We start from the raw sequence: 24,643 nt of genomic DNA, 5'->3' as shown, positions 1-24,643 counted from the left end.
CATGGGCTTTTTATTACGCCGTGAAGAAGTGCTCAACGTCGAGCAACTGCAATCGATGCTCGACGACTCCCCGGTCCGTGCGGCCCAGGCGATCCTGGTGGCGGCAAAGGAGGGCGTGGTGGACGCCCAGGCGCTGCTCGGGCAAATCCTGCTGGAAGGCCGTGGCATTGCGCGGGACGAAGCCTTGGCACTGCGCTGGTTCCAGATCGCGGCACAGGGCGGCCACCTGATGGCGCGCAACATGGCCGGTCGTTGCCTGGAACATGGCTGGGGCTGCGCCGCCGACGAAGCGGCGGCCGCTCGGGCGTATCAGCAAGCGGCCGAGGCGGGCCTGGATTGGGCGCAATACAACCTTGCCAATTTGCTCGCGACCGGGCGCGGTGTCGCCGAGGATCAGCAACAGGCGTTGGCGCTTTATCGCCAGGCCGCAGAGCAGGGGCACGCCAAGTCGATGAACCTGTTGGGGCGTTATCTGGAAGACGGGCAAAGTTGCCCAAGGGATCTGGACGCTGCCGAGGCGTGGTATCGACGTTCAGCCGAAGGCGGCGATTTTCGCGGGCAGTTCAGTTATGCGGCGGTGCTGGCGGACAGAGGCCAGATCGATGCGGCGTTGGAGTGGCTGCGAGAGGCGTTGGCGGGCGGGAATCTGAAGTTTTTGCGTACGGCGCAAAAGGCGTTGGAAGCGGCGAATGATCCGCTGATTAGGGCGATGGCCGAGGCCTACAAAGAACGCGCTGTACACCTAAACCTGTAGGCGCCGGCTGTGGCGAGGGAGCTTGCTCCCGTCGGGATGCGTAGCGGCCCGAAGATTTCTGGGAGTGCTGCGCACTCCAGCGGGAGCAAGCTCCCTCGCCACAGGGAGCCGGCTTTTACACGATCAGACGTAGAAGGATTTCAGCGGCGGGAAGCCGTTGAATTCAACTGCGCTGTAGCTGGTGGTGTACGCACCGGTCGACAACCAGTACAGACGGTCACCAATGGCCAGGTTCAGCGGCAGGCCGTACTTGTAGTTCTCGTACATGATGTCGGCGCTGTCGCAGGTTGGGCCGGCGATGACCACTTCTTCCATCTCGCCTTTCTTCTCGGTCCAGATCGGGAACTTGATGGCTTCGTCCATGGTTTCGATCAGGCCGGAGAACTTGCCCACATCCGTGTACACCCAACGTTCTACTGCTGTGCGGGATTTACGCGCGACCAGCACCACTTCGCTCACCAGGATACCGGCGTTGGCGATCAACGAACGGCCTGGCTCCAGGATGATTTCCGGCAGGTCGTCGCCGAAGTCTTCCTTGAGGAAGCGGATGATTTCTTCAGCGTAGGTTTCCAGGCTGTTGGTGCGGGTGATGTAGTTGGCCGGGAAGCCACCGCCCATGTTGATCAGCTTCAGGTGGATGCCGTCTTCTTCTTTCAGGCGCTCGAAGATCACTTTGACCTTGGCGATCGCCGCGTCCCACACGCTGATGTCGCGCTGCTGCGAACCCACGTGGAAGGAGATGCCGTAAGGCACCAGGCCCAGGTCACGGGCCAGGATCAGCAGGTCCATGGCCATGTCGGTCTGGCAGCCGAATTTGCGCGACAGAGGCCAGTCAGCGGTGGTCGAGCCTTCGGTGAGGATACGCACATACACTTTCGAGCCCGGCGCGGCCTTGGCGATGTTGCGCAGGTCGGCTTCGGAGTCGGTGGAGAACAGGCGCACGCCCTTCTCGAAGAAGTAGCGGATGTCCTTGGATTTCTTGATGGTGTTGCCGTAGCTGATACGGTCCGGGCTGACGCCACGGCCCAGTACTTTGTCCAGCTCGTAGATCGAGGCGATGTCGAAGCTCGAACCTTTGTCTTTCAACAGGTCGATGATCTCGACGGCCGGGTTGGCCTTGACCGCGTAATAGACCTTGGCGAATTCGAAACCGGCGCGCAGGTCATCGTAGGCCTGGCTGATCATCGCGGTGTCGATCACCACGAACGGGGTTTCTTGCGTGTCGGCGAACGCCTTCATTTTGTCAAAAGTGGCGCGCGCGAAATAATCTTCGACGTTAATCGACATGCTGGGAACTCCTAAGGGCAAACTAGATTGATCAATGGGTGCAAATGAACGTCCTCCGTATCCCCACTTTGGTTCGCCTACTTCCCAAGGCATGTCGCCGAAAGCAAAAAGGCCATGGGATCAACCGCTTCCCTTGGCCTTGCTGTCTCGTCGTCAGTACTTGAGCCGGATGGATCGTTTCCAGCATGGACGTTCGGCGCGAACTTTAGGACGTGAGGGGCCATAGATCAACTAAAAATGTCGCGTTTTTGCACGCGTTCGTCGCGGGAACCCGTGCAGCTACTTATGTAACCGACCGGTGTGACGGATTGATGTTCCCCGAATGGGGTAAATCGATGGAATTTCCCTGATACACCACAGACCCAATGTGGGAGCGGGCTTGCTCGCGAAAGCGGTGTATCAGTCAACATATTCAGTGACTGACACTCCGCTTTCGCGAGCAAGCCCGCTCCCACATTTTTGACCGCGTGGTTTCAGGTCAGGCGAGGGCAGTCTCAGCAGGCGACACAATACTGGTCTTGCCCCCACGGGACTTACCAGAACTCAAATACTCGGCAATCGACTCCTGCGTCACCTCACCGAGGAACACCCGCTCAGCATCCATCACCGGCAACCACGAGCGATTGAACTCGTACATGCGCGACAGCAGGATGCGCAAATGCTCGTCATACGCCGCCGTGGCGTTGAACTCACGCAGGTACTGGCCGCAGGTGCCGGTCTGACGGTGCAGGTCGCGACGTCTTACGTACCCCAGCGCCTTGTTCTCTGCGCACGTGACCACCACATAGCGGCGGTCATGCTCATCCATCAGTTCCAGGGCATCGGCCACCGGCGTCTCAGGGCTCACCGACGGTGCGTTATCCGCCGCGTCTTCGGCCTTCACCAGCAGCAGGCGCTTGAGGGTACTGTCCTGGCCCACGAAGTTGCTGACGAACTCGTCGGCCGGGTGCGCCAGCAGCGTGTCCGGGTGGTCGATCTGCAGCAGCTTGCCGGCGCGGAAGATCGCAATCTTGTCGCCCAGCTTGATGGCTTCGTCGATGTCGTGGCTGACCATGATCACGGTCTTGTTCAGCGCGCGCTGCATCTCGAAGAATTCGTTCTGGATCATCTCGCGGTTGATCGGGTCGACTGCGCCGAACGGCTCATCCATCAGCAACAACGGCGCATCGGCCGCCAGCGCGCGGATTACGCCGATACGCTGTTGCTGGCCGCCCGACAGTTCACGCGGGTAGCGGTGCAGGTACTGCTTGGGCTCCAGCTTGATCATGCTCATCAGCTCGCGGGCGCGGTCGTGGCATTTCTGTTTGTCCCAGCCCAGCAGCTTGGGCACCACCACGATGTTTTCCTCGATGGTCATGTTCGGGAACAGGCCGATCTGCTGGATCACGTAGCCGATGTTGCGACGCAGGGTCACCTCGTCCAGGTCGGTAGTGTCTTCGCCGTTGATCAAGATCTTGCCCGAGGTCGGCTTGATCAGGCGGTTGATCATTTTCAGCGTGGTGCTCTTGCCGCAGCCCGAAGGCCCCAGGAACACGCAAATCTCGCCTTCGTTGACGGTCAGGCTGACATCGTTGACGGCGGTGATGGTCTTGCCGTTGCTTTGAAAGGTCTTGGACAGGTTTTGAAGTTCGATCATTTGAGCAATCCTTTTGGAGTCAGCGAGCGTTGCAGCCATTGCAGGAGCAGGTCGGCGAAGATGGCCAGGAGACTGACCAGCACGGCGCCGACGATCAGCATCGACATGTCGCTGCGGCTGATGGAAGCCAGAATCAGTACACCCAGGCCACCGGCGCCGATGGTGGCGGCGATGGTCATCACGCCGATGTTCATCACCACGGCGGTGCGCACACCGGCGAGGATCACCGGCACGGCAATCGGCAGCTCGACCATGCGCAGGCGCTGGCCGAAGGTCATGCCGATGCCGCGTGCGGCTTCGCGAATGCCCGGTTCCACGCCGGTGAGGGCCAGGTAGGTGTTACGCATGATGGGCAACAAGGAGTAGAGGAACACGGCGGTGATCGCCGGCATCGGCCCCAGGCCCTGGCCGAACTTGGAGTAGAACGGCAGCAGCAGGCCGAACAGGGCGATGGACGGCACGGTCAGCAGCACCGTCGCGCTGGCTTGCAGTGGCCCGGCCAAGGTCGGGAAGCGCGTCATCAGGATGCCCAGGGGCACGCCGATGAGGATCGCGAGGATCACGGCAATGCCGACCAGGGTGATGTGCTGCCCGGTCAGGTGCAGGACTTGGGCCCAATCAAGATGGGAAAAGGCGTTCAGGAATTCCATGTCTTCTCCTCGTTAGTTGATCGGATGCTGGCGCAGGAAATCGGCGGCCACGGCGGAGGGGCTTTCGTGGTCGACGTCGACCCGGGCGTTCAACTGACGCATGGTTTCGTCATCGAACAGCGCGGCCAGCGGCTTGAGGTCGGCGGCCAATTCCGGGTGGGCGTCGAGATACACCTGACGCACCACGGGCGCGGCGGTGTAGTCCGGGAAGTAGTGCTTATCGTCTTCCAGCAACTTCAATTTGAACGCGTTCAGGCGACCGTCGGTGGTGTAGACCAAGCCAGCAAACACTTGGCCATTACGCAGCGCGGTGTAGACCAGGCCAGCGTCCATCTGCCGGGTGTTCTTGCGGGTCAGGTTCATGTCGTACAGCTTGACCATGCCCGCCAGGCCGTCGGAACGGTTGGCGAACTCGGTGTCCAGCGCCACCAGGCGGTTTTCTTTGGTGTTTTCCGCCATGGCCTTCGTCAGGTCGCTGATGCTGCTGATTTCAGGATGCTCTTCGGCAACCTTCTCCGGCAGCGCCAGGGCGTAGGTGTTGCTGAAGCGCGACGGAGAGAGCCAGACCAGGCCTTTTTTCGCGTCGAGTTCTTTCACTCGGGCGTAAGACTGTTCACTGTCGAGTTTCTCGTCGACATGGTTGTAGGCCACCAGCGACACGCCGGTGTATTCCCAGATCAAATCCAGCTGCCCGCTTTCCTGGGCACTGCGCGCCAGGTTGCTGCCCAGGCCGCCGGTCACGCGGGTGTCGTAGCCTTTGGTACGCAGGTACTGGGAGGTGATTTCGGCCAGCAGGGTCTGTTCGGTGAACACCCGGGCGCCGATGCGGATCAGCGGTTTTTCAGCGGCTTGCGCAAAGCCTGCACACAGCAGGACGCAGCTCAGTATCAAGGTCAGTTTTTTCATGTCGATTCCTTAAGACGCCCGCAGCCCGCGTTCCAGCCAGAGGCGGCTGGCCAGGGTCACCAGACCGTCGAGCAGCAAGGCCAGCAACGCGGTACACGCGGCGCCGAGCAGCAATTGCGGCTGATTGTTCAGGGCGATGCCGGGGAAGATCAGGCTGCCCAGGCTGTTGGCGCCAATCAGGAACGCCAGGGGGGCGGTACCCACGTTGATCGCCAGGGCCACGCGCACACCGCCGATGATGATCGGCACGGCGTTGGGCAGTTCCACGCGAAACAGCACCTGGCGCGGCGTCATGCCGATGCCGGTGGCGGCTTCTTTGAGGGAGCCCTGGACGTTTTTCAGGCCTTCGTAGGTGTTGCGCACGATGGGCAGGAGGGAGGCGAGGAACAGCGCGAAGATGGCCGGGCCACTGCCGATGCCGAGGACGCCGAGGGCGATGGCCAGTACGGCCAGGGGAGGGACGGTGTTGCCGATGTTGAAGATCTGCATGAAGCGTTCTGCGCGCCCGACCATGTTCGGTCGGCTGAGCAGGATACCGGCGGGGATCCCTACAACGAGGGCAGCCAGCATGGAGACAAGAACGAGGATCAGGTGAGCTTGCAGGTAAAACAACAAATCGTCGCGGTACAGTTCGATCGTGTTGATGCCGATCCAGTGGACCAGCAGGGCCAGGAGCGCGACGACAACCACGCCTCCTATCAGCCCTTTGCCATAGCGAATAGCCACAGGCGGACTCCTTTTTTCTTTTGTCGGCGAACACATTCCCGAGCTAGGTGGCGCGTGTGGCGAGTTTTGCGCGCCCATCTTCGGCGCCAGAAGCTCATATCCTGCGTTGCTGTTCCTCGCCATAGCGGGCTATGACTCGTCACAGCGCCTTGGCTATGAACTTCTGACGCTCGAATCTGGGCACGCAAAACTCGCCACACGCGCCACATGCCATTCCTGGCTGTCGGCGAATAGGTTCGCGAAAAGCAGCTCGCCGATACCGGCAACGCGGTATGCGATCGAGCCATGAGCGCAGCCTCGTCAGGCTAACTTGCTGATTTATCAGCCCCTGTTCCGAGTGCGGTAGCAGGGGAGTGGACGTCTCGACCTTTTAAAAGGTTCCATACTTGGCAGCATTTAGCCACCCCCAATCGGGTGAGCGGTGGTCCGGCGCCCGGGGTTTGCGCTATACTCGCCGCCCTTTTTTGACTCACCTGCCAGGCGATTTCCCATGACCCACCAGGCCGCCGAAGTCGCGAAACGCCGCACTTTCGCCATTATTTCCCACCCCGATGCCGGTAAAACCACCATCACCGAGAAGCTGTTGCTGATGGGCAAGGCAATCGCGGTGGCCGGCACGGTGAAATCCCGCAAGTCCGACCGCCATGCCACCTCCGACTGGATGGAAATGGAAAAGCAACGGGGTATTTCCATTACCACGTCGGTCATGCAGTTCCCGTATCGCGACCACATGGTCAACCTGCTCGACACCCCGGGCCACGAAGACTTCTCCGAAGACACCTACCGCACCCTGACTGCGGTTGACTCGGCATTGATGGTCCTCGACGGCGGTAAAGGTGTCGAGCCACGGACCATCGCGCTGATGGACGTGTGCCGTCTGCGTGACACGCCGATCGTCAGCTTCATCAACAAACTCGACCGCGACATCCGCGACCCGATCGAGCTGCTCGATGAAATCGAAGCCGTCCTGAAGATCAAGGCCGCGCCGATCACCTGGCCGATTGGTTGCTACCGCGACTTCAAAGGCGTGTACCACCTGGCCGACGACTACATCATTGTCTACACCGCCGGCCACGGTCACGAGCGCACCGAAACCAAGATCATCGAGAAACTTGACTCGGACGAAGCCCGCGCCCACCTGGGTGACGAGTACGATCGTTTCGTCGACCAGCTGGAACTGGTGCAGGGCGCCTGCCATGAGTTCAACCAGCAGGAATTCCTCGACGGCCAGTTGACTCCAGTGTTCTTCGGCACCGCCCTGGGCAACTTCGGCGTCGACCACGTGCTCGACGCCGTGGTGGACTGGGCGCCGCGTCCATTGGCCCGTGTCGCCAACGAGCGCACCGTGGAACCGGTGGAAGAGAAGTTCTCGGGTTTCGTGTTCAAGATCCAGGCGAACATGGACCCCAAGCACCGCGACCGTATCGCCTTCATGCGTATCTGCTCCGGCAAATACGAAAAAGGCATGAAGATGCGCCACGTGCGCACCGGCAAGGACGTGCGCATCGGCGACGCCCTGACGTTCTTCTCTTCCGAGCGTGAACAGCTCGAAGAGGCCTACGCCGGCGACATCATCGGCCTGCACAACCACGGCACCATCCAGATCGGCGACACCTTCACCGAAGGCGAAGCGCTGGGCTTCACCGGTATCCCGCACTTCGCCCCGGAACTGTTCCGCCGCGTACGCCTGCGTGATCCGCTCAAATCCAAGCAGTTGCGCCAAGGTTTGCAGCAGCTCGCGGAAGAGGGCGCTACCCAGGTGTTCTTCCCTGAGCGCAGCAACGACATCATCCTCGGTGCCGTCGGTGTGCTGCAGTTCGATGTGGTGGCCAGCCGCCTGAAAGAGGAATACAAGGTCGAATGCTCCTACGAGCCGATCACCGTGTACTCCGCGCGCTGGATCGAGTGCAGCGATAAGAAGAAGCTGGAAGAGTTCTCCAACAAGGCCGTGGAAAACCTCGCGCTCGACGGCGGTGGTCACCTGACCTACCTGGCGCCAACCCGGGTCAACCTGGCGCTGATGGAAGAGCGCTGGCCGGATGTGAAATTCCGCGCGACCCGCGAGCACCACTAAGGTCCGGGCGGTACAGAAAAGGGCGAAGCTGTGATGGCTTCGCCCTTTTTCATGCCCACCACAAACCCAAAACTGTGGGAGCGGGCTTGCTCGCGAATGCGGTGTATCAGGCGCAAATTCAGTGACTGACACGGCCTATTCGCGAGCAAGCCCGCTCCCACATGTTGATCTTCATTCAGTCCGCAGCATTGGCGCTAAGCGCGCATCCGGTCTAGCGTTCACATATTTCACCGATTCACCGACGGAATAGGAGTTCCTGATGCGTTTAACTCGACGCGCCATTCAACTGGTGCTGCTGGGCGTCTTGGGGTTGTCCGCCTCCTGGGCGCTGGCGGGTGCAGGCACCCCTCAGTGGAAGGACACCGGCCCGGTCACCAAACGTAAACAAAACGAGGTCAACTCCGGCAGCTGGCAGCCCCAGGCTCAACCGGCGCCGAAGGAGGATGCAGAAAACCCTTACAACGAGGGGGAAGACAGCGAAACCTACGATGATGGCGATACCTGAGGCGTGATTGGCGCAAACCCGGGATCGGAACTAGCTTAATCCACAGCGACGGCGGAATGCCGGCGTACGTGATTCACTGACTGGACGGAAATCGACCATGACTATCTTTCAACGTGTAGTGCTGTTGCTGAAAGTGTTGGTGATGTTATCGCTGGGCGTTTCGTCTGCATGGGCCAATGCGGCCGTGCAGAGCCAGGCGCCGGGTTTTGTGGCGGCGAAGACGGCGCAGGCCGGTGGTTTGCAACTGGCCAAGAGCGAGTCGGAGCCCGGTGACGAAGACCAGGGCGGCTCAAAGGATGATGACGACCAGCAAGCGCCGCCAGATGACGATGACACCGAAGGTGACAGCGATACATAAGGCGCTATAAAAAAGCCCCACCTACCGGACTGATGCGCAATCCGACGGGAGGGGCGGTAGAACTCATACAATGCCCCGGGCTCAACACCCGGGGCATTTTTGTGGCGGTTCAGGCCACGAACTGCTCCGCGTAGTGGCAAGCCACTTGGCGGTTATCCAAAGCGCGCAACTGCGGCTCTTCGCTGCTGCAACGCGCGGTCGCGTACGGGCAACGCTTGTGGAAGGCGCAGCCAGGCGGCGGGTTCAGCGGGTTGGGCAGCTCGCCGACGATCTTGATCTTCGGCTTGTTCGGGTCCGGGTGGATGGTCGGGGTGGCCGACAGCAACGCCTGGGTGTACGGGTGCAGCGGGCGCGCGTAGATGTCTTCCTTTGGACCGACTTCCACCGGGCGGCCGAGGTACATCACCATCACGTCGTCGGCAACGTGCTGCACCACTGCCAGGTTGTGGGAGATGAACACGTAGGCCGTGTTGAATTCCTGCTGCAGGTCCATGAACAGGTTGAGCACCTGGGCCTGGATCGACACATCGAGTGCCGAGGTCGGCTCATCCGCCACCAACACCTTCGGTTGCAGCATCATGGCGCGGGCCAGGGCGATGCGCTGGCGCTGACCGCCGGAGAACATGTGCGGGTAGCGCTGATAATGCTCGGGGCGCAGGCCCACTTGCTTCATCATTGCCTGCACTTTTTCGCGGCGTTCGGCAGCGGACAGGTTGGTGTTGATCAGCAGCGGCTCGCCGAGTTGATCACCGACTTTCTGCCGTGGGTTCAGCGAGGCGTACGGGCTCTGGAACACCATCTGCACGTCTTTGCGCAATTGCTTGCGCTGGGCCTTGTCGGCGCCGGCCACTTCCTGGCCGGCGATTTTCAAGGAGCCCGACGACGGCTCTTCAATCAGCGTGAGCGCGCGGGCCAGGGTGGATTTGCCGCAACCCGACTCGCCTACCACGGCGAGGGTCTTGCCGGCTTCCAGTTCGAACGACACCCCATTGAGAGCACGCACGGTGGCATGGCCCTTGAACAGGCCACGGGACACTTCGTAGTGACGGGTGAGGTCGCGGGCGGTAAGAACGACGGCCATTACGCCACCTCCTGGTTCAAGGGGTAGAAGCAGCGCGCAAGGCTGTTGGTTTTTGGATCAAGGCCCGGGCGCTGGGCGCGGCAGGACTCCTGCACATACGGGCAGCGCGGCGACAACAGACAACCCTGCGGGCGGTCATAACGACCCGGAACAATACCCGGCAGCGTGGCCAGGCGCGTGGCGCCCAGGCTGTGCTCGGGGATCGCCTTGAGCAGGGCTTCGCTGTACGGGTGTGCCGGAATGTCGAACAACTGTGGCACCTGGCCGACTTCCACGGCTTGGCCGGCGTACATCACACACACGCGCTGGGCGGTTTCCGCCACGACGGCGAGGTCGTGGGTGATCAGCACCAAGCCCATGTTCTGTTCTTTCTGCAAGGCCAGCAGCAGTTCCATGATCTGCGCCTGGATCGTGACGTCCAACGCGGTGGTCGGTTCGTCCGCGATCAGCAGTTTTGGCTCGCCGGCAATTGCCATGGCGATGGCCACACGCTGGCTCATACCGCCGGACAGTTGGTGCGGGTAGGCATCCATACGGCTGGCAGCGCCCGGGATCTCCACTTTTTCCAACAGCTCGATGGCCCGCTTGCGGGCTTGCTTGCCAGACATTTTCAGGTGCAGGCGCAGCACTTCTTCAATCTGGAAACCCACGGTGTAGCTCGGGTTCAGCGCGGTCATCGGGTCCTGGAAGACCATGGCCAGGTCCTTGCCGACGATCTGGCGACGCTGGCGGCTGCTCAGCTTGAGCATGTCCTTGCCGTCGAAGGTCAGCGAGTCGGCGGTGACAATGCCGGGGTGCTCGATCAGGCCCATCAGCGCCATCATGGTCACGGATTTACCCGAGCCCGACTCGCCAACGATTGCCAGTACTTCGCCTTTGTCGACCGACAGGTCCAGGCCATCGACCACCGGCACGGCGGTCTTGTCGCCAAAGCGCACGTTGAGATTCTTGATTTCTAACAGTGACATGGGAATCTCCTCAGGCGGCGTTCTTGAGTTTCGGGTCCAGCGCGTCGCGCAGGCCGTCACCCATCAAGTTGATTGCCAGCACGCTGAGCAAAATGGTCAAGCCAGGCAGGCTCACGACCCACCAGGCGCGTTCGATGTAGTCGCGGGCCGAAGCCAGCATGGTGCCCCACTCAGGGGTTGGCGGTTGTACGCCAAGGCCCAGGAAGCCCAGTGCGGCGGCATCGAGAATCGCCGAAGAGAAGCTCAAGGTGGCCTGCACGATCAGCGGTGCCATGCAGTTGGGCAGCACGGTGATGAACATCAGGCGTGGCAGGCCGGCGCCGGCGAGGCGGGCGGCCGTCACGTAGTCGCGGTTCAGTTCGCCCATCACCGCAGCGCGGGTCAGGCGGACATAGGACGGCAGGGACACGATCGCAATCGCAATCACAGTGTTGATCAGGCCAGGGCCGAGGATCGCGACAATCGCGACAGCCAGCAGCAGCGACGGCAGGGCCAGCATGATGTCCATCAACCGCATGATGGTCGGGCCGAGCAAACGCGGGAAGAACCCGGCGAACAAGCCCAGCAGGATGCCCGGGATCAGCGACATCACCACCGACGACAAGCCGATCAGCAACGACAGGCGCGAGCCCTGGATCAGGCGCGAGAGCAAGTCACGGCCCAGTTCGTCGGTGCCCAGCAAGAATTGCATCTGCCCGCCTTCCAGCCAGGCCGGTGGGGTCAGCAGGAAGTCGCGGTACTGCTCGCTCGGGTTATGCGGGGTGACCCACGGGGCGAAAATTGCACAGAACACGATCAGCAGCATGAACAGCAGGCCGGCAACCGCGCCTTTGTTCTTGGAAAAGGCTTGCCAGAATTCTTTGTATGGGGACGGGTACAGCAGGCTTTGATCGACTGCCGACGCTTGGGTAGGTGTGGTCATGGTCATGATCTCAGCGCTGGTGACGGATGCGTGGGTTGGCGAAGCCGTAGAGGATATCCACCACGAAGTTCACCAGGATCACCAGGCAGGCGATCAGCAAAATGCCGTTTTGCACCACCGGGTAGTCCCGCGCGCCAATGGCTTCGATCAGCCATTTGCCGATGCCGGGCCACGAGAAGATGGTTTCGGTCAGGACCGCACCGGCCAGCAGGGTACCGACTTGCAGGCCGACCACGGTCAGTACCGGGATCAGCGCGTTACGCAGGCCGTGCACGAACACCACGCGCGCCGGCGACAGGCCTTTGGCCTTGGCGGTGCGGATGTAGTCTTCGCGCAGCACTTCGAGCATCGACGAACGGGTCATCCGCGCGATCACGGCCAGCGGGATGGTGCCGAGCACGATGGCCGGCAGGATCAGGTGGTGCAGGGCGTCGAAGAACGCGTCCGGCTCGTCAGCCAGCAGGGTGTCGATCAGCATGAAGCCGGTGCGCGGCTCGATGTCGTAGAGCAGGTCGATCCGCCCGGACACCGGGGTCCAGCCCAGGCTCACCGAGAAGAACATGATCAGGATCAGGCCCCACCAGAAGATCGGCATCGAATACCCCGCCAGGGAGATGCCCATCACCCCATGGTCGAACAGGGATCCTCGCTTGAGTGCCGCGATCACCCCGGCCAACAGGCCCAGGACGCCGGCGAACAACAGGGCGGCCATGGACAGTTCCAGGGTCGCGGGGAACAGTGCGGTGAACTCGGTCCACACGCTGGTACGGGTACGCAGGGACTCGCCAAGGTCGCCCTGGGCCAGCTTGCCGACGTAATCCAGGTATTGCGCATACAGCGGCTTGTTAAGGCCAAGGCGTTCCATTGCCTGTGCGTGCATCTCGGGGTCGACGCGCCGCTCGCCCATCATGACTTCAACGGGGTCGCCAGGGATCATGCGTATCAACGCAAACGTGAGCAACGTGATGCCGAAGAACGTGGGGATCAATAACCCCAATCGGCGGGCAATAAAACTAAACATCTTGTTGTGTACCTCAATCAGCCGGTTAGGCAGGTCCGGCACCATCAGTGTCGACGGTGCCGAGCGTCTCTTATTTACTTCACCTGGGTGGTGGCGAAGTTATTTGTGGTCAGAGGGCTTTGGGTATAACCCTCGACGTTTTTGCGCATGGCGGTGAACATTTTCGGATACGCCATTGGAATCCAGGGTTGGTCTTTCTCGAAAACCTCCTGGGCTTGTTGATAGAGTTCAGCGCGCTGGCCAGGTTCAGCGATGGCACGCGCCTTGTCGATCAAGTCTTGAAACTCTTTGTTACACCAGCGGGCGTAGTTTTCGCCGTTTTTGGCAGCATCGCAACTCAGGTTCGGGGTAAGGAAGTTATCCGGGTCCCCGTTATCCCCGGCCCAGCCGGCTGAAACCATGTCGTGCTCACCGTTTTTAGCACGCTTGAGCATTTCGCCCCATTCCATGACTTTGATATTCACTTTCAGGCCGATCTGCGCCAGGTCCGCCTGCATGCGCTGGGCGCCGAGCATCGGGTTGGGGTTGGTCGGGCCGCCACCGTTGCGGGTGAACAGGGTGAACTCAGTGCCTTCCGGTACGCCGGCTTCCTTGAGCAGGGCGCGGGCCTTGTCCAGGTCGCGTGGCGGGTTCTTCAACTGGTCGTTGAAGCCCAGCAGCGTCGGCGGGTAAGGGCCGGTGCCGACCACGGCATTGCCTTTGCCGTACAGGGCTTCGGTGTAGCCGGCCTTGTCGAAGGCGATGTTGATCGCGTGGCGCACCCGCGCGTCGCTCATGTACTTGTGGGTGGTGTTCAGTGCGGTGTAGCTGGTGGTCATCGCCGCCAGTTCATCGACCTTCAGGTTCGGGTCGGCCTTGACGCTCGGCACGTCATCGGGCTTGGGGTACAGCGCGATCTGGCACTCGTTGGCCTTGAGCTTCTGCAGGCGCACGTTGTTGTCGGTGGTAATCGCCAGGATCAGTGGGTCAGCCGGCGGCTTGCCACGGAAGTAATCCGGGTTGGCCTTGAAGCGCACCTGGGCGTCCTTGGCGTAGCGGGTGAAGATGAACGGGCCGGTGCCGATCGGCTTGGCATTCAGGTCGTCGGTCTTGCCGGACTTGAGCAACTGGTCGGCGTATTCGGCGGAGTGGATCGAGGAAAACGCCATGGCCAGGTCGGCCAAGAACGGTGCTTCAGGACGGGTCAGGGTGAAGACCACGGTGTGATCGTCGGTCTTTTCTACGCTCTTGAGCAGTTCCTTGAAGCCCATGCTTTCAAAGTACGGGAAGCCCACGCTGGACTTTTTGTGCCACGGGTGATTCGGGTCCAGCTGGCGCTGGAAGCTCCAGAGCACGTCGTCGGCGTTCAGGTTGCGCGTGGGTTTGAAGTAGTCGGTGGTGTGGAACTTGATGTCGTCACGCAGGTGAAAGGTGTAGGTCAGGCCATCGGCGCTGATCTCCGGCAGGGCCTTGGCCAGTGCGGGGATCACTTCGGTGGTGCCGGGCTTGAAGTCCACCAGGCGGTTGAACATGGTTTCAGCGGCGGCGTCAGCGGTGACGGCCGTGGTGTACAGGACCGGGTCGAAGCCTTCCGGGCTGGCTTCGGTGCAGACCACCAGTGGTTTGGCCGAAACGCCGATCGCAACGCTCAGCAGCGCAGCGGCCATGGCGGCTTGGAGTGGGAGCATTTTCATTCAGAGCCCTCTGCAATCGATTGAACCAGACAAGCGTAGACGGCAGGCTCGTCCTGAGCCCGCCGTCTACCTGGCGCTAATTAAAGAATGTTGAACGGGATGGTGGTCACCAGACGGAACTCACGGATGTTGCCGTCAGCCTGTTGGGCGCTGGCACGGTGAGTGACGTAAGTGCCACGGATGGTGGTGGCCTTGAGCGGGCCGCTTTGCAGGGCGTACGACGCGCCAACACCGTATTCCTGGTGGGTTTCGCCGTCCATCAGGCGCAGGTCGCTACGCGATTTGCCAGCTTCGCCGTAGGCGGTGCCGGTGTAGTGAGTACCGTCGATGCCCCAGCCGCGAGCCGAGTACACGTTGAACTTCAAGCCTGGCACGCCGTACTCAGCCATGTTCAGGCCGTAGGCAACCTGGAAGGACTTCTCGTTCGGTCCGTTAAAGTCGGACGTCAGGGAGTTGGCCAGGTAGATGCCGTTGGTTTCGTGCAGGTAATCGAAGTACTCGTTACCGTTGATCGCCTGGTAGGAGAAGGTCAGGCTGTGGGCTTGGTGAGTCAGGCCCAGGGACAGGGAGTAGGTATCGTTATCGATATTCCCCATCAGCTTTTTGCCGGTATCGGTGGTTTTGTAGTAGTTCAGGCCGGTGGTCAGTGCCAGGGTCTGAGCATCACCCAATTCGTGGGTTGCGCCGAAGTAGTACTGGTTCCAGAAGTCTTCGACGTTGGCGGCGAAGAGGCTGGTTTTCAGACTCTTGAACGGCTGATAGTTAACGCCGAAGGTGTTGACCTTGTCAGTTTCCTGGCCGTTGCCGTACTCGGAACGGAATTTCGACAGGCTCTGCTCGGTACGTGGGGACACGCGATCGAACACGCCGCCCTGGAAGGACAGGTTGCTGAACTCTTCGCTGTTGAAGCTCACACCTTCAAAGCTCGAAGGCAGGGCACGGTTACCGATGGTGTCGACGATGCCGCTGCTGAAGTTCTGGCGACCGGCGGTCAAGGTGGTGTTAGACACACGGAACTTGACGTTAGCCAGGCCCAGTTTGCTCCACTGGCCTACTGCGTCACCGTCGGAGTCAGCCAGGGTACGGTTGGAGCCGCCCTTGATGTCGCGCTTGCTGCGGTCCAGCACCACGGCGTTGTAGGCCGCCACTTCAGTTGCCACGCCTACGGTGCCTTGGGTGAAGCCCGAGGAGTAGTTGAGGATGGTGCCTTGTACCCAGTTGGTACGGTTCGCGTCGGTGCGCGTTTGACCGTGCTTCTCGTAGGAGAAACGCTGACCACGGAATTTATTCTCGCTGGAGAACCAGTTACGCGTTGTACCGCCCAGGCTTTGACCGTCGATAAAGCCTTTGGCCTCGCTTTGGGCGCTGGTGCCGGCCAGGGTGGTAGGAACGAAGTCCTGGCTCTGGGTTTCAGCGAAGGCGGTTGCCGTGATGCTGCTGATGGCCAGGGCCAGAAGCGCTTTGCTGCTCAGTTTCATTTGATGAAGCTCCTTTGGTTCTCTTTTTTAATGCCAGTCTTTTTAGGTGAACCGGCTATTGGGTGTGTAACTCGTTCAAGCCTTTGCAAACGTTTGCCGTAGGAAATTTCCCAATAAAAGGCTGCACGTTTGCAGCAGGGCAGACTTCGCCCTGCGCAATCCGGTTATTTTCTTATGGGTTGATACTGACGCCCGAGAATACGTTGCGGCCGAAGGGGCTCACTTTGAAGCCTTCGACTTTGGCGCTTAACGGCTGGTTGACCGTCGAGTGGGCGACTGGCGTGATGGGCACCTGCTGCTTGAGCAGTTGCTGCGCCTGTTTGTACAGAACAGTCCTTTGTTCGCGGTCGGTCACGACCTTGGCTTGCTTGACCAGCTTGTCGTACGCCGGGTCACACCACATGGAGTAGTTGTTCCCGCCGATGGCGTCGCAGCTGTAGAGGGTGCCCAGCCAGTTGTCCGGGTCACCGTTGTCACCGGTCCAGCCGATCAGGCTGATATCGTGCTCACCGTTCTTGGTGCGCTTGATGTACTCGCCCCATTCGTAGCTGACGATCTTCACTTTCAAGCCGATCTTGGCCCAATCGTTCTGCAGCATTTCAGCCATCAGCTTGGCGTTGGGGTTGTACGGCCGTTGCACCGGCATCGCCCACAGAGTGATCTCGGTGCCTTCCTTCACGCCGGCCGCCTTGAGCAGTTCCTTGGCTTTTTCCGGGTTGTAGGCGGCGTCCTTGATGGTGTCGTCGTAGGACCACTGCGTCGGCGGCATGGCGTTGACCGCCAGTTGGCCCGCGCCCTGGTACACGGCGTTCAGGATGCTTTGCTTGTTCACCGCCATGTCCAGCGCCTGGCGCACTTCGAGTTGGTCGAAGGGTTTGTGGCGCACGTTGTAGGCGATGTACCCGAGGTTGAAGCCGGGCTTGGTCAGCAGTTGCAGGTTGGGGTCGGCCTTGAGGGCGTCGACGTCGGCCGGGCGGGGGTGCAGGGTCACCTGGCATTCATTGGCCTTGAGCTTCTGTACACGCACCGAGGCGTCGGTGTTGATCGCGAAAATCAACTGGTCCAGTTGCACCTTGCTCGGGTCCCAGTACTGTTTGTTGGCGACGTAGCGGATCTGCGAGTCCTTCTGGTAACGCTGGAACACAAACGGACCGGTACCGATCGGCTTCTGGTTGATGTCGCTGGGCCTGCCGTCCTTGAGCAACTGCTCGGCGTACTCGGCCGAGAGGATCGCGGCAAAGCTCATGGCGATGTTCTGCACGAACGCGGCGTCGACCGAGTTCAGGGTCATCACCACGGTGTGCGGGTCGATTTTCTCGACCTTGGCAATGTTCTTGTTCAGGCTCATCCCGTTGAAGTACGGAAACTCGGTGGGGTAGGCCTTGCGAAACGGGTGTTCGGGGTCAAGCATGCGGTTGAAGGTGAACAGCACGTCGTCGGCATTGAAGTCGCGCGTCGGCTTGAATTCCTTGTTGCTATGGAATTTCACCCCTTCACGCAGGTGAAAGGTGTAGGTCAGGCCATCTGGCGAAATGTCCCACTTGGTCGCCAGGCCTGGCACCACGTTGGTTGCGCCTTTTTCAAATTCAACCAAGCGGTTGTACAGCGGCTCGGCCGCATCGTTGTCGGTGGCGGTGGTGTACTGCGCAGTATCAAAGCCCGCCGGGCTGCCCTCGGAGCAGAACACCAGGCTCTTTTTCTCGGCGGCGTAGCCGGTGGTGGCCACAGCCAGCAGGCTGGCGGCAAACAGTGCAGGTAGAACGGTGGTATGGCGCATGACGATCCCGATCCCTAGTTGTATTTGTCATCAGCGAGCAATCACCCAGGCGTACAGCCTGGGGACATCACTGATCCCACACACAGCAAGTGCCTTTCTCAGACTGAAGCCTCTGCTGTCCTGCGACGTTATGGGTCGTGGACCTTGCAGTAAATGCATCAAATCTGACTGACCTTGTAGGCAGCGGAGCCGCAGATCGCAGTTCATTGCTGTAGGACAACAATGAGTGCGGGCGTGGTCTGATTCCTACGGTCTAGGCGGATGCAATAACGGCGACGCTATGAAGCGTCGCCGTCATCGATCCTTACTTGCCGCTGACGCTAACGCCGTAGAAGGAGTTCAAGCCAAACGGGCTGATCTTGAAGTCCTGCACGGTGTTGCGCATGGGTTGATACACCGTCGAGTGCGCGATAGGTGTGTAAGGCAGTTCTTTCTTGAGGAGTTGCTGCGCCTGTTTGTACAGTTCAGTGCGCTTGGCGACGTCCGTGGTCGACTTGGCCTGACTGATCAGGTCGTCGTACTGCTTGTTGGTGAACTTGGAGAAGTTGTTACCGTTCAACGCCGAAGAGGCGAAGAGGGTGCCCAGCCAGTTGTCCGGGTCACCATTGTCACCGCTCCAGCCAATGATCATGGCCTGGTTCTCGCCACCTTTGGAACGCTTGATGTACTCGCCCCACTCGTAGCTCACGATGTTGACCTTCAGGCCGATCTGTTTCCAGTCACTCTGCAGCATCTCAGCCATCAGCTTGGCGTTCGGGTTGTACGGACGCTGAACCGGCATCGCCCACAGGGTGATCTCGGTGCCTTCCTTGATGCCCGCTTCCTTGAGCAGTTCCCGCGCCTTGGCTGGGTCGTACTTGGCATCCTTGATGGTGGTGTCGTAGGACCATTGGGTCGGCGGCATGGCGTTGACCGCCAGTTGGCCTGCTCCCTGGTACACGGAGTCGATGATCTGCTGCTTGTTCACCGACATGTCCAAGGCTTGGCGAACGCGCAGGTCAGCCAATGGGTTTGGCGTGGTCTGGCCCTTGAGCACAGGCATCACGTTGTAGGCGATGTAGCCGAGGTTGAAGCCCGCTTGGTGCGGCATCTTCATGTCCTTGTCCGCTTCCAGGGGCTTGATGTCCGCCGGGCGAGGATAGGCTGTGATCTGGCACTCGTTTTTCTTCAGCTTCTGGATACGCACCGAGGCGTCGGTGGAGATCGAGAAGATCAGGTTGTCGACCTTGACGTCTTCAGGCTTCCAGTAATCCTTGTTGCCGGTGAAACGGATGTTGGAGTCTTTCTGGTAGCTCTTGAACACGAACGGGCCAGTGCCGATTGGCTTCTGGTTGATGTCTGCGGCCTTGCCTTCCTTCAACAGCTGGGCGGCGTATTCGGCCGACTGGATGGAAGCGAAGCTCATTGCCAGGTTCTGGATGAAAGCGGCGTCCACGGTGCCAAGGGTGAACTTGACGGTGTGGTCATCGACTTTCTCGATGTTCTTGATGTTCTTGTCCATCTCCATGTCGGAGAAGTACGGGAACTCGGTGGGGTAGGCTTTGCGGAACGGGTCGTCCTTGTTGATCATGCGGTTGAACGTGAAGAGCACGTCATCGGCATTGAATTCACGAGTCGGCTTGAAATACGGGGTGGTGTGGAACTTGACGCCTTCACGAAGGTGGAAGGTGTACGTCAGGCCATCCGGGGAAACGTCCCAACGGGTGGCCAGGCCAGGAACCACGGCGGTGCCGCCACGTTCGAACTGGCTCAAGCGGTTGAACACGGTTTCGGCCGAGGCATCGAAGTCTGTTCCGGTGGTGTACTGGCCTGGGTCAAAACCGGCCGGGCTCCCTTCGGAGCAGAACACCAGGTTAGTCGCCGCGTGGGCAAAAGGAGCTGCGGCCATAAGGCCAGCGCTAACTAAAAGCGGAAGGACTGCGTGTTTAAGCATGTTGGCCTCATGATTTGTTGTCATTTTTGGTAGTGAGGGCGACCTCGTGAGTCGACCTGCGGATACTTATGCAGGGGCCATACCCAATGCAAGATGCTGAACCCTTGCAAGGATGAAAGTGTGGTACGAACGTACAGGAATGTCGCATTTATGAAAGTTTGTACATAAATGCATATATATAGAGGTTTTTTTCGGTGCACGAGACGCACCAAAAAAGACCAACCGAGGCGTCTAGCGCACTCGGTTGGGGCGTTGCTGTTACTTATCTAGACTCACGCCATAGAAGGGCGTCAGGCCAAACGGGCTGATTTTGAAGTCGCGTACTTCCTTGCGAAGTGGCTGGAAAACCGTCGAGTTCGCAATAGGCGTTATAGGTACTTGTTCCTTAAGGATTTTCTGCGCCTGTTGATACCACTTGATGCGCTGGTCACGGTCGTTGCTGACCTTAGCCTGCTGCACCAGTTTGTCGTAGGCCGGGTTACACCACTTGGCGTAGTTGCTGCCCTTGACCGCGGCACAACTGTAGAGCACGCCGAGCCAGTTATCGGGGTCGCCATTGTCTCCGGTCCAGCCATAAATCATTGCATCGTGCTCGCCATTCTTGGCGCGCTTGATGTATTCGCCCCACTCATAGCTGACGATGTTGGCTTTGATCCCGACCTTCTCCCAATCCTGCTGGATCATTTGTGCCGACATCCGCGCGTTCGGGTTGGAGGCACGCTGCACGGTCATCGCCCAGAGGTTGATGGTGGTACCAGGTGCAACCCCTGCTTCTTTTAGTAGCGCCCGTGCCTTGGTCGGGTCGTAGGGCGCATCCTTGATGTTGGGGTCATAAGACCACTGCGCCGGAGGCAGGGCGTTCTGCGCCAATTGTCCGGCGCTCTGGTACACGGCCTTGATGATCGCCGGCTTGTCGATCGCCATGTCCAGGGCCTGGCGTACCTTGAGCTGGTCCAGTGGCGGATGGGTCACGTTGTAGGCGAGGAAGCCCAGGTTGAAACCGGCCTGTTGCAGCACGCGCAGGTTCGGGTCCTGCTTCATTACTTCAATGTCAGAGGGGCGCGGGTAACCACTGACCTGGCATTCGCCGGCCTTGAGTTTCTGCAGGCGTGCGGCGGCGTCCGGGGTGATGGCGAACACCAGGTTGTCGAGCTTCACGTCCTCGGGCTTCCAATATTGTTTATTGGCCGCGTAGCGAATCTGCGAGTCTTTCTGGTAACGCTTGAACACGAACGGCCCGGTGCCGACGGGTTTTTGGTTGATGTCCTCGGCTTTGCCTTCCTTTAATAGCTGCGCGGCGTACTCGGCCGACTGCACCGAGGCGAAACTCATGGCCAGGTTCTGCACGAACGACGCATCGACGTTGTTCAGGTTGAAGCGCACGGTGTGGTCATCGAGTTTTTCGATGTTCTTGATCGTGGTGTTCAAGCCCATGTCGGTAAAGTACGGCGACTCGGACGGGTACGCCTTGCGGAACGGACTCTCGGCGTCCAGCAGGCGATTGAAGGTAAACAACACGTCATCCGCGTTGAAGTCGCGGGTAGGGGTGAAGAAATCGGTGGTGTGGAACTTGACGCCATCGCGCAGGTGGAAGGTGTAGGTCAGGCCGTCTTTGGAAATGTCCCAGCGCGTGGCCAGGCCAGGTTCGACTTCGGTACCGCCGCGCTTGAACTGGGTCAGGCGGTTGAACACGGTTTCGGCGGAAGCATCAAAATCGGTGCCGCTGGTGTACTGGCTGGGGTCGAAACCGGCAGGGCTGGCTTCGGAGCAGTAGACCAGGGCAGTGGCCGCGTGGGCCATCGGCATGAAAGCCAGCAGGCCTGCAGCCAGGAGGAGCGGTTTGAAGGCGATTCTTTCCATGGAGACCCCTGAAGTGGCAGGCTTATAAAAGCCGTCCAAACGAAAACGGCGGAACCGAGGTTACCGCCGTTCGCGTTTATCTGACAGGGGCCGATAGAGCTCTCTGATTTAGCCCTCATCGGTCATCAATAATTAAGAGGGGGTAACTGCAACTTCTATTTTGGTCGGTGCGTTCTTGTCGAGGACATAGGGGGTCTCCACATTGCCAGTGTGATGAATAGTGAATGTTCTGCTGATGGTTATTTTTACATTGCCCAACTTGCCTTCATCCGGGCGGCTGAGACGATATTCGCCAGCGGAAGTCACGCGCGTGACGTTGTTCGCTGGGTCATATTCGATGTGGTACTTCGAAACATCATTCGCGATGAAGGTGTCATTGATCAGTATTCCTTTTTTCAGGTCCCCATTACTCAGGCTGTAACCCAGAAAGTCTTTCATCGCGGGCTCCATCGATCCCTGGTGCGCAACCTCGGAAATGAGGGTGCGCAGTTCGGGGGCTGGAATGAGCTGTTCGAGTTGATTGATCTTGTCCGTTTTTATGTCAGGCTCACTCTTCGCCGCACTGGTCAGGGGGTGCTGCGTTTTTTTGCCGGAAACGTTTATTTCTACCGTGTAGCGATCACGATTGATGTCGTTGATGAAGTTGTGTGAGTAATCATTTGAACCATAGTCGGAGGGACCTGCCTTCTCAGCGGGTAGTACGGCATAATTTTTTTCCTCGAGGGTCCAGGAAACATACAGGCGTTTCTTGATGACGGCGTTTTCTTCATAGCCGACCGAGGACAGTACGTAGTCCGTGTTTTTGTCGAACTCGAAGTAATCGTCCAAGGGCGCTGTGCCCTCCATTTTTGATCCGTCACCTTCCACGAACAGGTCTGAAAGTTTTGGTGGTGACTTCAACTCGTCACTCGGGGTTGGCGACGGCGTTCGCTGCCATGGCCACTTGCGCGCGCCCCCCTGGCCAATCTCGCGGGCCCACTCACCGTCGGCGGTAGAGTGCACGGTCATCACCGGCTTGCGTGTCTCAGGGTCAATGATCTGTACATAGTCGTCGCGCAGTTTGAAGTCACTGCGAATTTCATACACCTTTGGTTGGCCGGTCGCGTGGTTGTAGCGAATAAGCCACCGGTCCGCGCCAGTACCGTTTTTGACCTGGTATATACCTTTTGAATTGCGGGTAGCACCTTCAATCAATTGCTCGCCATTGGGCACGGCGTTAGCACTGATGTCCGACGACTGCGACGGGAGGATGCGATCAACTACGGGCTCAACGCCAACCGGGCCCTTGGGGGGCGACTCAACAGGTTTTATCACGGGTGTCTCGGCGGCTTCATCCACGACTTTACCCGTCGCGACTCCTCCCGTTTCAAGCCCCTTGACCACTCTGTCCGCGCCCCCGACCACAGCCGGCAGTGCATTCAATACGCCGAACACTACTTGGTCAGTACCACCCGGTTTGCCATGCTTGATATTGTCCGCGCCGATCCCGACTTCAGCCGCGCCGGAGGCCAGGTAAAACACCTCAAGGGCAGCCGCCACTTCGGGCATGACCAAGGCCAGTGGAGTCATCAGCACGGCAACCTTGGTCGCTGTTTCCAGTGCCTCCAGGATCGTTGTCTTAGTGACGTCACCGTCGGTGGTGATTTGGGTTTCTGCATCGGCATAGGAGCGTTCTTTTTGCCGCGTGGTCATGGCCTTGAACGGGTCTTCGTCGAGAGGCTCGGTCGTGATGAAGGTTTGCGGGTTGTACTGGTTCAGTCGCTCCAGCACACCGGCATCCGATGCATCCTTTTTCGGCCACCCGCTGAGGCCTACCAGGGTTTGGTTGACGCCCTCGGACAGTGTCCGGTCGGCTTGATCGCGCAGTGGAAAATGCATCGACAAGGCTTCGCGTTTCACAGGGTCGGCGGCTTGCTCGGCCAGCCAGTTCTTCATCTGCTCCTGGCTGTCGAAACGATGAATCGGCGACGAGTTGCCGGGGATGTGCAGCAGGGTGGTTTTGGTCTGCTTGTCGGTGATGTACATCAAATCCGTGGACTTGAAGCCATTGATCTTCAGCAGGCCGGTTTCTACGTTAGGGTCTTTTTGTGTGGCGGCGTCCAGGTCGTTGAGGGTCATGCCCGACCAGGTTTTGTCTGTTGGCAGGCCTGCTGCGCGCATGGCCAGGCTCACGTCGCTTTCGCTGAGGCTGTCGTTGTCAAATTGCGCCAGGGCGGCGCCGACGAAGGCGGCCTTGCTCAGTTGGGCGTACTTTTGCTCATGCGCTGACCAAAAACCGTTGAGGAACTCGGCGTAGGGCTTGCTCAGTTCGGTGTTCCACACGATGTCGCGAAAGGTGGCGGGCGTTTGCGCAAGTTGGGTGGTCGAGTTGTAGACCTGGCGACCACCGGGTTGGGGGCCGACAAATATGCCCTCATAGGTCTTGGGTTCGTTGAGCTTGTGGACGATGTTGTAGATGGCGATGGGCGCCGCGGCCAGGGGCGCGAGCCTATTGATCCATTTGTGCAAGGTCGACTGCGCTTTTTCGTCGGCCGTCTGGTGCTCATTGTGTTTGTTCTTGTGGCGCATGTTGTGCAATGCGGCGTCGGTCAGGCTGATTTGGTTCAAGACTTTCCCCCCAGGCGGTTTTCGCAGCTTGGGGTCGTAGTTGAAGGTGGTGATGAAGGTATTGTCCGGGTCAATGTCCTTGCCCCAGCGCTTTTTCAGTTCGGCCCGTATGATTTCTGATGTGCTTTGGCTGGCTGTCTTGAAACCCTCGGTAGCACGGCCGACATAGCGGTCTACGGCAGGGTTGTAAGGCAGCCCCGGGATCAACGGTTGGTGATGGTTGCGTCGTTTTGGGCTTTTTTTGCGTGGCAGTTCAGCAGCTGCTTGTGGCGGCTGGGTACGATTATTGACTTGGAGTGGTTGGAAAGCAGGGGTGTTGTGCGTAGTTGTTATCATCGGGTATCGATCTCTGGAGCAGTTATGCGTATCCCTCGCCGTTTAAGATTCCGATACTTGTGTGGGATATGTGTTTGCAGGCGTTCCCCTT

General features: G+C 59.5%; 19 protein-coding genes. 4 read left to right on the top strand and 15 right to left on the bottom strand.

Annotation, left to right across the window (positions count from 1 at the left end; all coding sequences use genetic code 11):
• Position 1 precedes the first annotated feature (1 nt).
• Entirely contained in the window at positions 2 to 754 is a 753-nt protein-coding gene (locus M2394_RS07110) for a tetratricopeptide repeat protein (RefSeq protein ID WP_259171961.1), read from the top strand.
• Positions 755 to 877: 123 nt separating this feature from the next.
• Here M2394_RS07110 and M2394_RS07105 read toward each other — a convergent pair whose 3' ends face one another.
• The 5 genes from M2394_RS07105 to M2394_RS07085 all read right to left on the bottom strand — a co-directional run bounded on the left by M2394_RS07105 (position 878) and on the right by M2394_RS07085 (position 5,995).
• On the bottom strand, positions 878 to 2,041 hold the full coding sequence (locus M2394_RS07105; protein ID WP_176995125.1) for a type III PLP-dependent enzyme: 1,164 nt from the start codon (positions 2,039 to 2,041) through the stop codon (positions 878 to 880).
• Positions 2,042 to 2,519: 478 nt separating this feature from the next.
• On the bottom strand, positions 2,520 to 3,677 hold the full coding sequence (locus M2394_RS07100; protein WP_135307767.1) for a betaine/proline/choline family ABC transporter ATP-binding protein: 1,158 nt from the start codon (positions 3,675 to 3,677) through the stop codon (positions 2,520 to 2,522).
• Positions 3,674 to 4,327: an ABC transporter permease gene (locus M2394_RS07095; protein ID WP_016971596.1), complete on the bottom strand. Its 654-nt coding sequence runs from the start codon at positions 4,325 to 4,327 to the stop codon at positions 3,674 to 3,676. The genes M2394_RS07100 and M2394_RS07095 overlap by 4 nt, the downstream gene beginning before the upstream one ends.
• 12 nt (positions 4,328 to 4,339) lie before the next feature.
• Positions 4,340 to 5,233 carry a glycine betaine ABC transporter substrate-binding protein gene (locus M2394_RS07090; protein ID WP_178919107.1) on the bottom strand — a complete coding sequence of 298 codons (894 nt, stop codon included), beginning with the start codon at positions 5,231 to 5,233 and terminating at the stop codon, positions 4,340 to 4,342.
• Between the two features lie 9 nt (positions 5,234 to 5,242).
• Positions 5,243 to 5,995, bottom strand: a complete 753-nt coding sequence (locus M2394_RS07085) for an ABC transporter permease (protein ID WP_256349799.1) — start codon at positions 5,993 to 5,995, stop codon at positions 5,243 to 5,245.
• A gap of 454 nt (positions 5,996 to 6,449) precedes the next feature.
• Here M2394_RS07085 and M2394_RS07080 point away from each other — a divergent pair, with 454 nt between their 5' ends.
• The 3 genes from M2394_RS07080 to M2394_RS07070 all read left to right on the top strand — a co-directional run bounded on the left by M2394_RS07080 (position 6,450) and on the right by M2394_RS07070 (position 8,896).
• The gene (locus tag M2394_RS07080; RefSeq protein ID WP_025856262.1) at positions 6,450 to 8,033 is read left to right on the top strand and encodes a peptide chain release factor 3; all 1,584 of its coding nucleotides are present in this window, start codon (positions 6,450 to 6,452) and stop codon (positions 8,031 to 8,033) included.
• 259 nt (positions 8,034 to 8,292) lie between these two features.
• A complete protein-coding gene (locus M2394_RS07075; protein ID WP_176995123.1) occupies positions 8,293 to 8,538 on the top strand; it encodes a hypothetical protein in 246 nt (81 codons plus the stop codon).
• 97 nt (positions 8,539 to 8,635) lie between these two features.
• On the top strand, positions 8,636 to 8,896 hold the full coding sequence (locus M2394_RS07070) for a hypothetical protein (protein ID WP_178919105.1): 261 nt from the start codon (positions 8,636 to 8,638) through the stop codon (positions 8,894 to 8,896).
• Between the two features lie 109 nt (positions 8,897 to 9,005).
• Here the strand turns inward: M2394_RS07070 and M2394_RS07065 are convergent, their stop codons facing one another.
• The 10 genes from M2394_RS07065 to M2394_RS07020 form a co-directional block, all read right to left on the bottom strand.
• Positions 9,006 to 9,977, bottom strand: a complete 972-nt coding sequence (locus M2394_RS07065; RefSeq protein ID WP_016971590.1) for a peptide ABC transporter ATP-binding protein — start codon at positions 9,975 to 9,977, stop codon at positions 9,006 to 9,008.
• The gene (locus tag M2394_RS07060; RefSeq protein WP_178919104.1) at positions 9,977 to 10,945 is read right to left on the bottom strand and encodes an ABC transporter ATP-binding protein; all 969 of its coding nucleotides are present in this window, start codon (positions 10,943 to 10,945) and stop codon (positions 9,977 to 9,979) included. Before M2394_RS07060 ends, M2394_RS07065 begins: the two co-directional genes overlap by 1 nt.
• Positions 10,946 to 10,955: 10 nt before the next feature.
• The gene (locus M2394_RS07055; protein WP_176995120.1) at positions 10,956 to 11,867 is read right to left on the bottom strand and encodes an ABC transporter permease subunit; all 912 of its coding nucleotides are present in this window, start codon (positions 11,865 to 11,867) and stop codon (positions 10,956 to 10,958) included.
• Between the two features lie 10 nt (positions 11,868 to 11,877).
• The gene (locus M2394_RS07050) at positions 11,878 to 12,888 is read right to left on the bottom strand and encodes an ABC transporter permease subunit (protein WP_176995119.1); all 1,011 of its coding nucleotides are present in this window, start codon (positions 12,886 to 12,888) and stop codon (positions 11,878 to 11,880) included.
• A 74-nt stretch (positions 12,889 to 12,962) separates the two neighbouring features.
• A complete protein-coding gene (locus M2394_RS07045; protein ID WP_259171960.1) occupies positions 12,963 to 14,561 on the bottom strand; it encodes an ABC transporter substrate-binding protein in 1,599 nt (532 codons plus the stop codon).
• Positions 14,562 to 14,641: 80 nt separating this feature from the next.
• Positions 14,642 to 16,039, bottom strand: coding sequence for an OprD family outer membrane porin (locus tag M2394_RS07040; RefSeq protein ID WP_178919098.1), 1,398 nt, complete (start codon positions 16,037 to 16,039; stop codon positions 14,642 to 14,644).
• A gap of 172 nt (positions 16,040 to 16,211) precedes the next feature.
• The gene (locus M2394_RS07035) at positions 16,212 to 17,816 is read right to left on the bottom strand and encodes an ABC transporter substrate-binding protein (RefSeq protein WP_259171959.1); all 1,605 of its coding nucleotides are present in this window, start codon (positions 17,814 to 17,816) and stop codon (positions 16,212 to 16,214) included.
• 304 nt (positions 17,817 to 18,120) lie between these two features.
• Complete coding sequence (locus M2394_RS07030; RefSeq protein ID WP_259171958.1) at positions 18,121 to 19,749, bottom strand: ABC transporter substrate-binding protein; 1,629 nt, start codon at positions 19,747 to 19,749, stop codon at positions 18,121 to 18,123.
• A gap of 258 nt (positions 19,750 to 20,007) precedes the next feature.
• Positions 20,008 to 21,609 carry an ABC transporter substrate-binding protein gene (locus M2394_RS07025; RefSeq protein ID WP_178919093.1) on the bottom strand — a complete coding sequence of 534 codons (1,602 nt, stop codon included), beginning with the start codon at positions 21,607 to 21,609 and terminating at the stop codon, positions 20,008 to 20,010.
• A gap of 132 nt (positions 21,610 to 21,741) precedes the next feature.
• Complete coding sequence (locus M2394_RS07020) at positions 21,742 to 24,552, bottom strand: dermonecrotic toxin domain-containing protein (RefSeq protein WP_259171957.1); 2,811 nt, start codon at positions 24,550 to 24,552, stop codon at positions 21,742 to 21,744.
• Positions 24,553 to 24,643: the final 91 nt, after the last annotated feature.

Origin of the sequence: Pseudomonas sp. BIGb0164 (assembly GCF_024810135.1) — a bacterium.
GTDB lineage: Bacteria > Pseudomonadota > Gammaproteobacteria > Pseudomonadales > Pseudomonadaceae > Aquipseudomonas.
The sequence above is the reverse complement of the archived record's forward strand: the minus strand, read 5'-3'. Positions and strand labels throughout refer to the sequence as shown.

Bases quoted from the DNA above. Each gene is read 5' to 3' on its own strand.
- M2394_RS07045 (WP_259171960.1), bottom strand. From the start codon at position 14,561: ATGAAAATGCTCCCACTCCAAGCCGCCATGGCCGCTGCGCTGCTGAGC.
- M2394_RS07060 (WP_178919104.1), bottom strand. From the start codon at position 10,945: ATGTCACTGTTAGAAATCAAGAATCTCAACGTGCGCTTTGGCGACAAG.
- M2394_RS07110 (WP_259171961.1), top strand. From the start codon at position 2: ATGGGCTTTTTATTACGCCGTGAAGAAGTGCTCAACGTCGAGCAACTG.
- M2394_RS07040 (WP_178919098.1), bottom strand. From the start codon at position 16,039: ATGAAACTGAGCAGCAAAGCGCTTCTGGCCCTGGCCATCAGCAGCATC.
- M2394_RS07035 (WP_259171959.1), bottom strand. From the start codon at position 17,816: ATGCGCCATACCACCGTTCTACCTGCACTGTTTGCCGCCAGCCTGCTG.
- M2394_RS07100 (WP_135307767.1), bottom strand. From the start codon at position 3,677: ATGATCGAACTTCAAAACCTGTCCAAGACCTTTCAAAGCAACGGCAAG.
- M2394_RS07050 (WP_176995119.1), bottom strand. From the start codon at position 12,888: ATGTTTAGTTTTATTGCCCGCCGATTGGGGTTATTGATCCCCACGTTC.
- M2394_RS07065 (WP_016971590.1), bottom strand. From the start codon at position 9,977: ATGGCCGTCGTTCTTACCGCCCGCGACCTCACCCGTCACTACGAAGTG.
- M2394_RS07105 (WP_176995125.1), bottom strand. From the start codon at position 2,041: ATGTCGATTAACGTCGAAGATTATTTCGCGCGCGCCACTTTTGACAAA.
- M2394_RS07085 (WP_256349799.1), bottom strand. From the start codon at position 5,995: ATGTGTTCGCCGACAAAAGAAAAAAGGAGTCCGCCTGTGGCTATTCGC.
- M2394_RS07020 (WP_259171957.1), bottom strand. From the start codon at position 24,552: ATGATAACAACTACGCACAACACCCCTGCTTTCCAACCACTCCAAGTC.
- M2394_RS07030 (WP_259171958.1), bottom strand. From the start codon at position 19,749: ATGCTTAAACACGCAGTCCTTCCGCTTTTAGTTAGCGCTGGCCTTATG.
- M2394_RS07080 (WP_025856262.1), top strand. From the start codon at position 6,450: ATGACCCACCAGGCCGCCGAAGTCGCGAAACGCCGCACTTTCGCCATT.
- M2394_RS07070 (WP_178919105.1), top strand. From the start codon at position 8,636: ATGACTATCTTTCAACGTGTAGTGCTGTTGCTGAAAGTGTTGGTGATG.
- M2394_RS07095 (WP_016971596.1), bottom strand. From the start codon at position 4,327: ATGGAATTCCTGAACGCCTTTTCCCATCTTGATTGGGCCCAAGTCCTG.
- M2394_RS07075 (WP_176995123.1), top strand. From the start codon at position 8,293: ATGCGTTTAACTCGACGCGCCATTCAACTGGTGCTGCTGGGCGTCTTG.
- M2394_RS07025 (WP_178919093.1), bottom strand. From the start codon at position 21,609: ATGGAAAGAATCGCCTTCAAACCGCTCCTCCTGGCTGCAGGCCTGCTG.
- M2394_RS07090 (WP_178919107.1), bottom strand. From the start codon at position 5,233: ATGAAAAAACTGACCTTGATACTGAGCTGCGTCCTGCTGTGTGCAGGC.
- M2394_RS07055 (WP_176995120.1), bottom strand. From the start codon at position 11,867: ATGACCACACCTACCCAAGCGTCGGCAGTCGATCAAAGCCTGCTGTAC.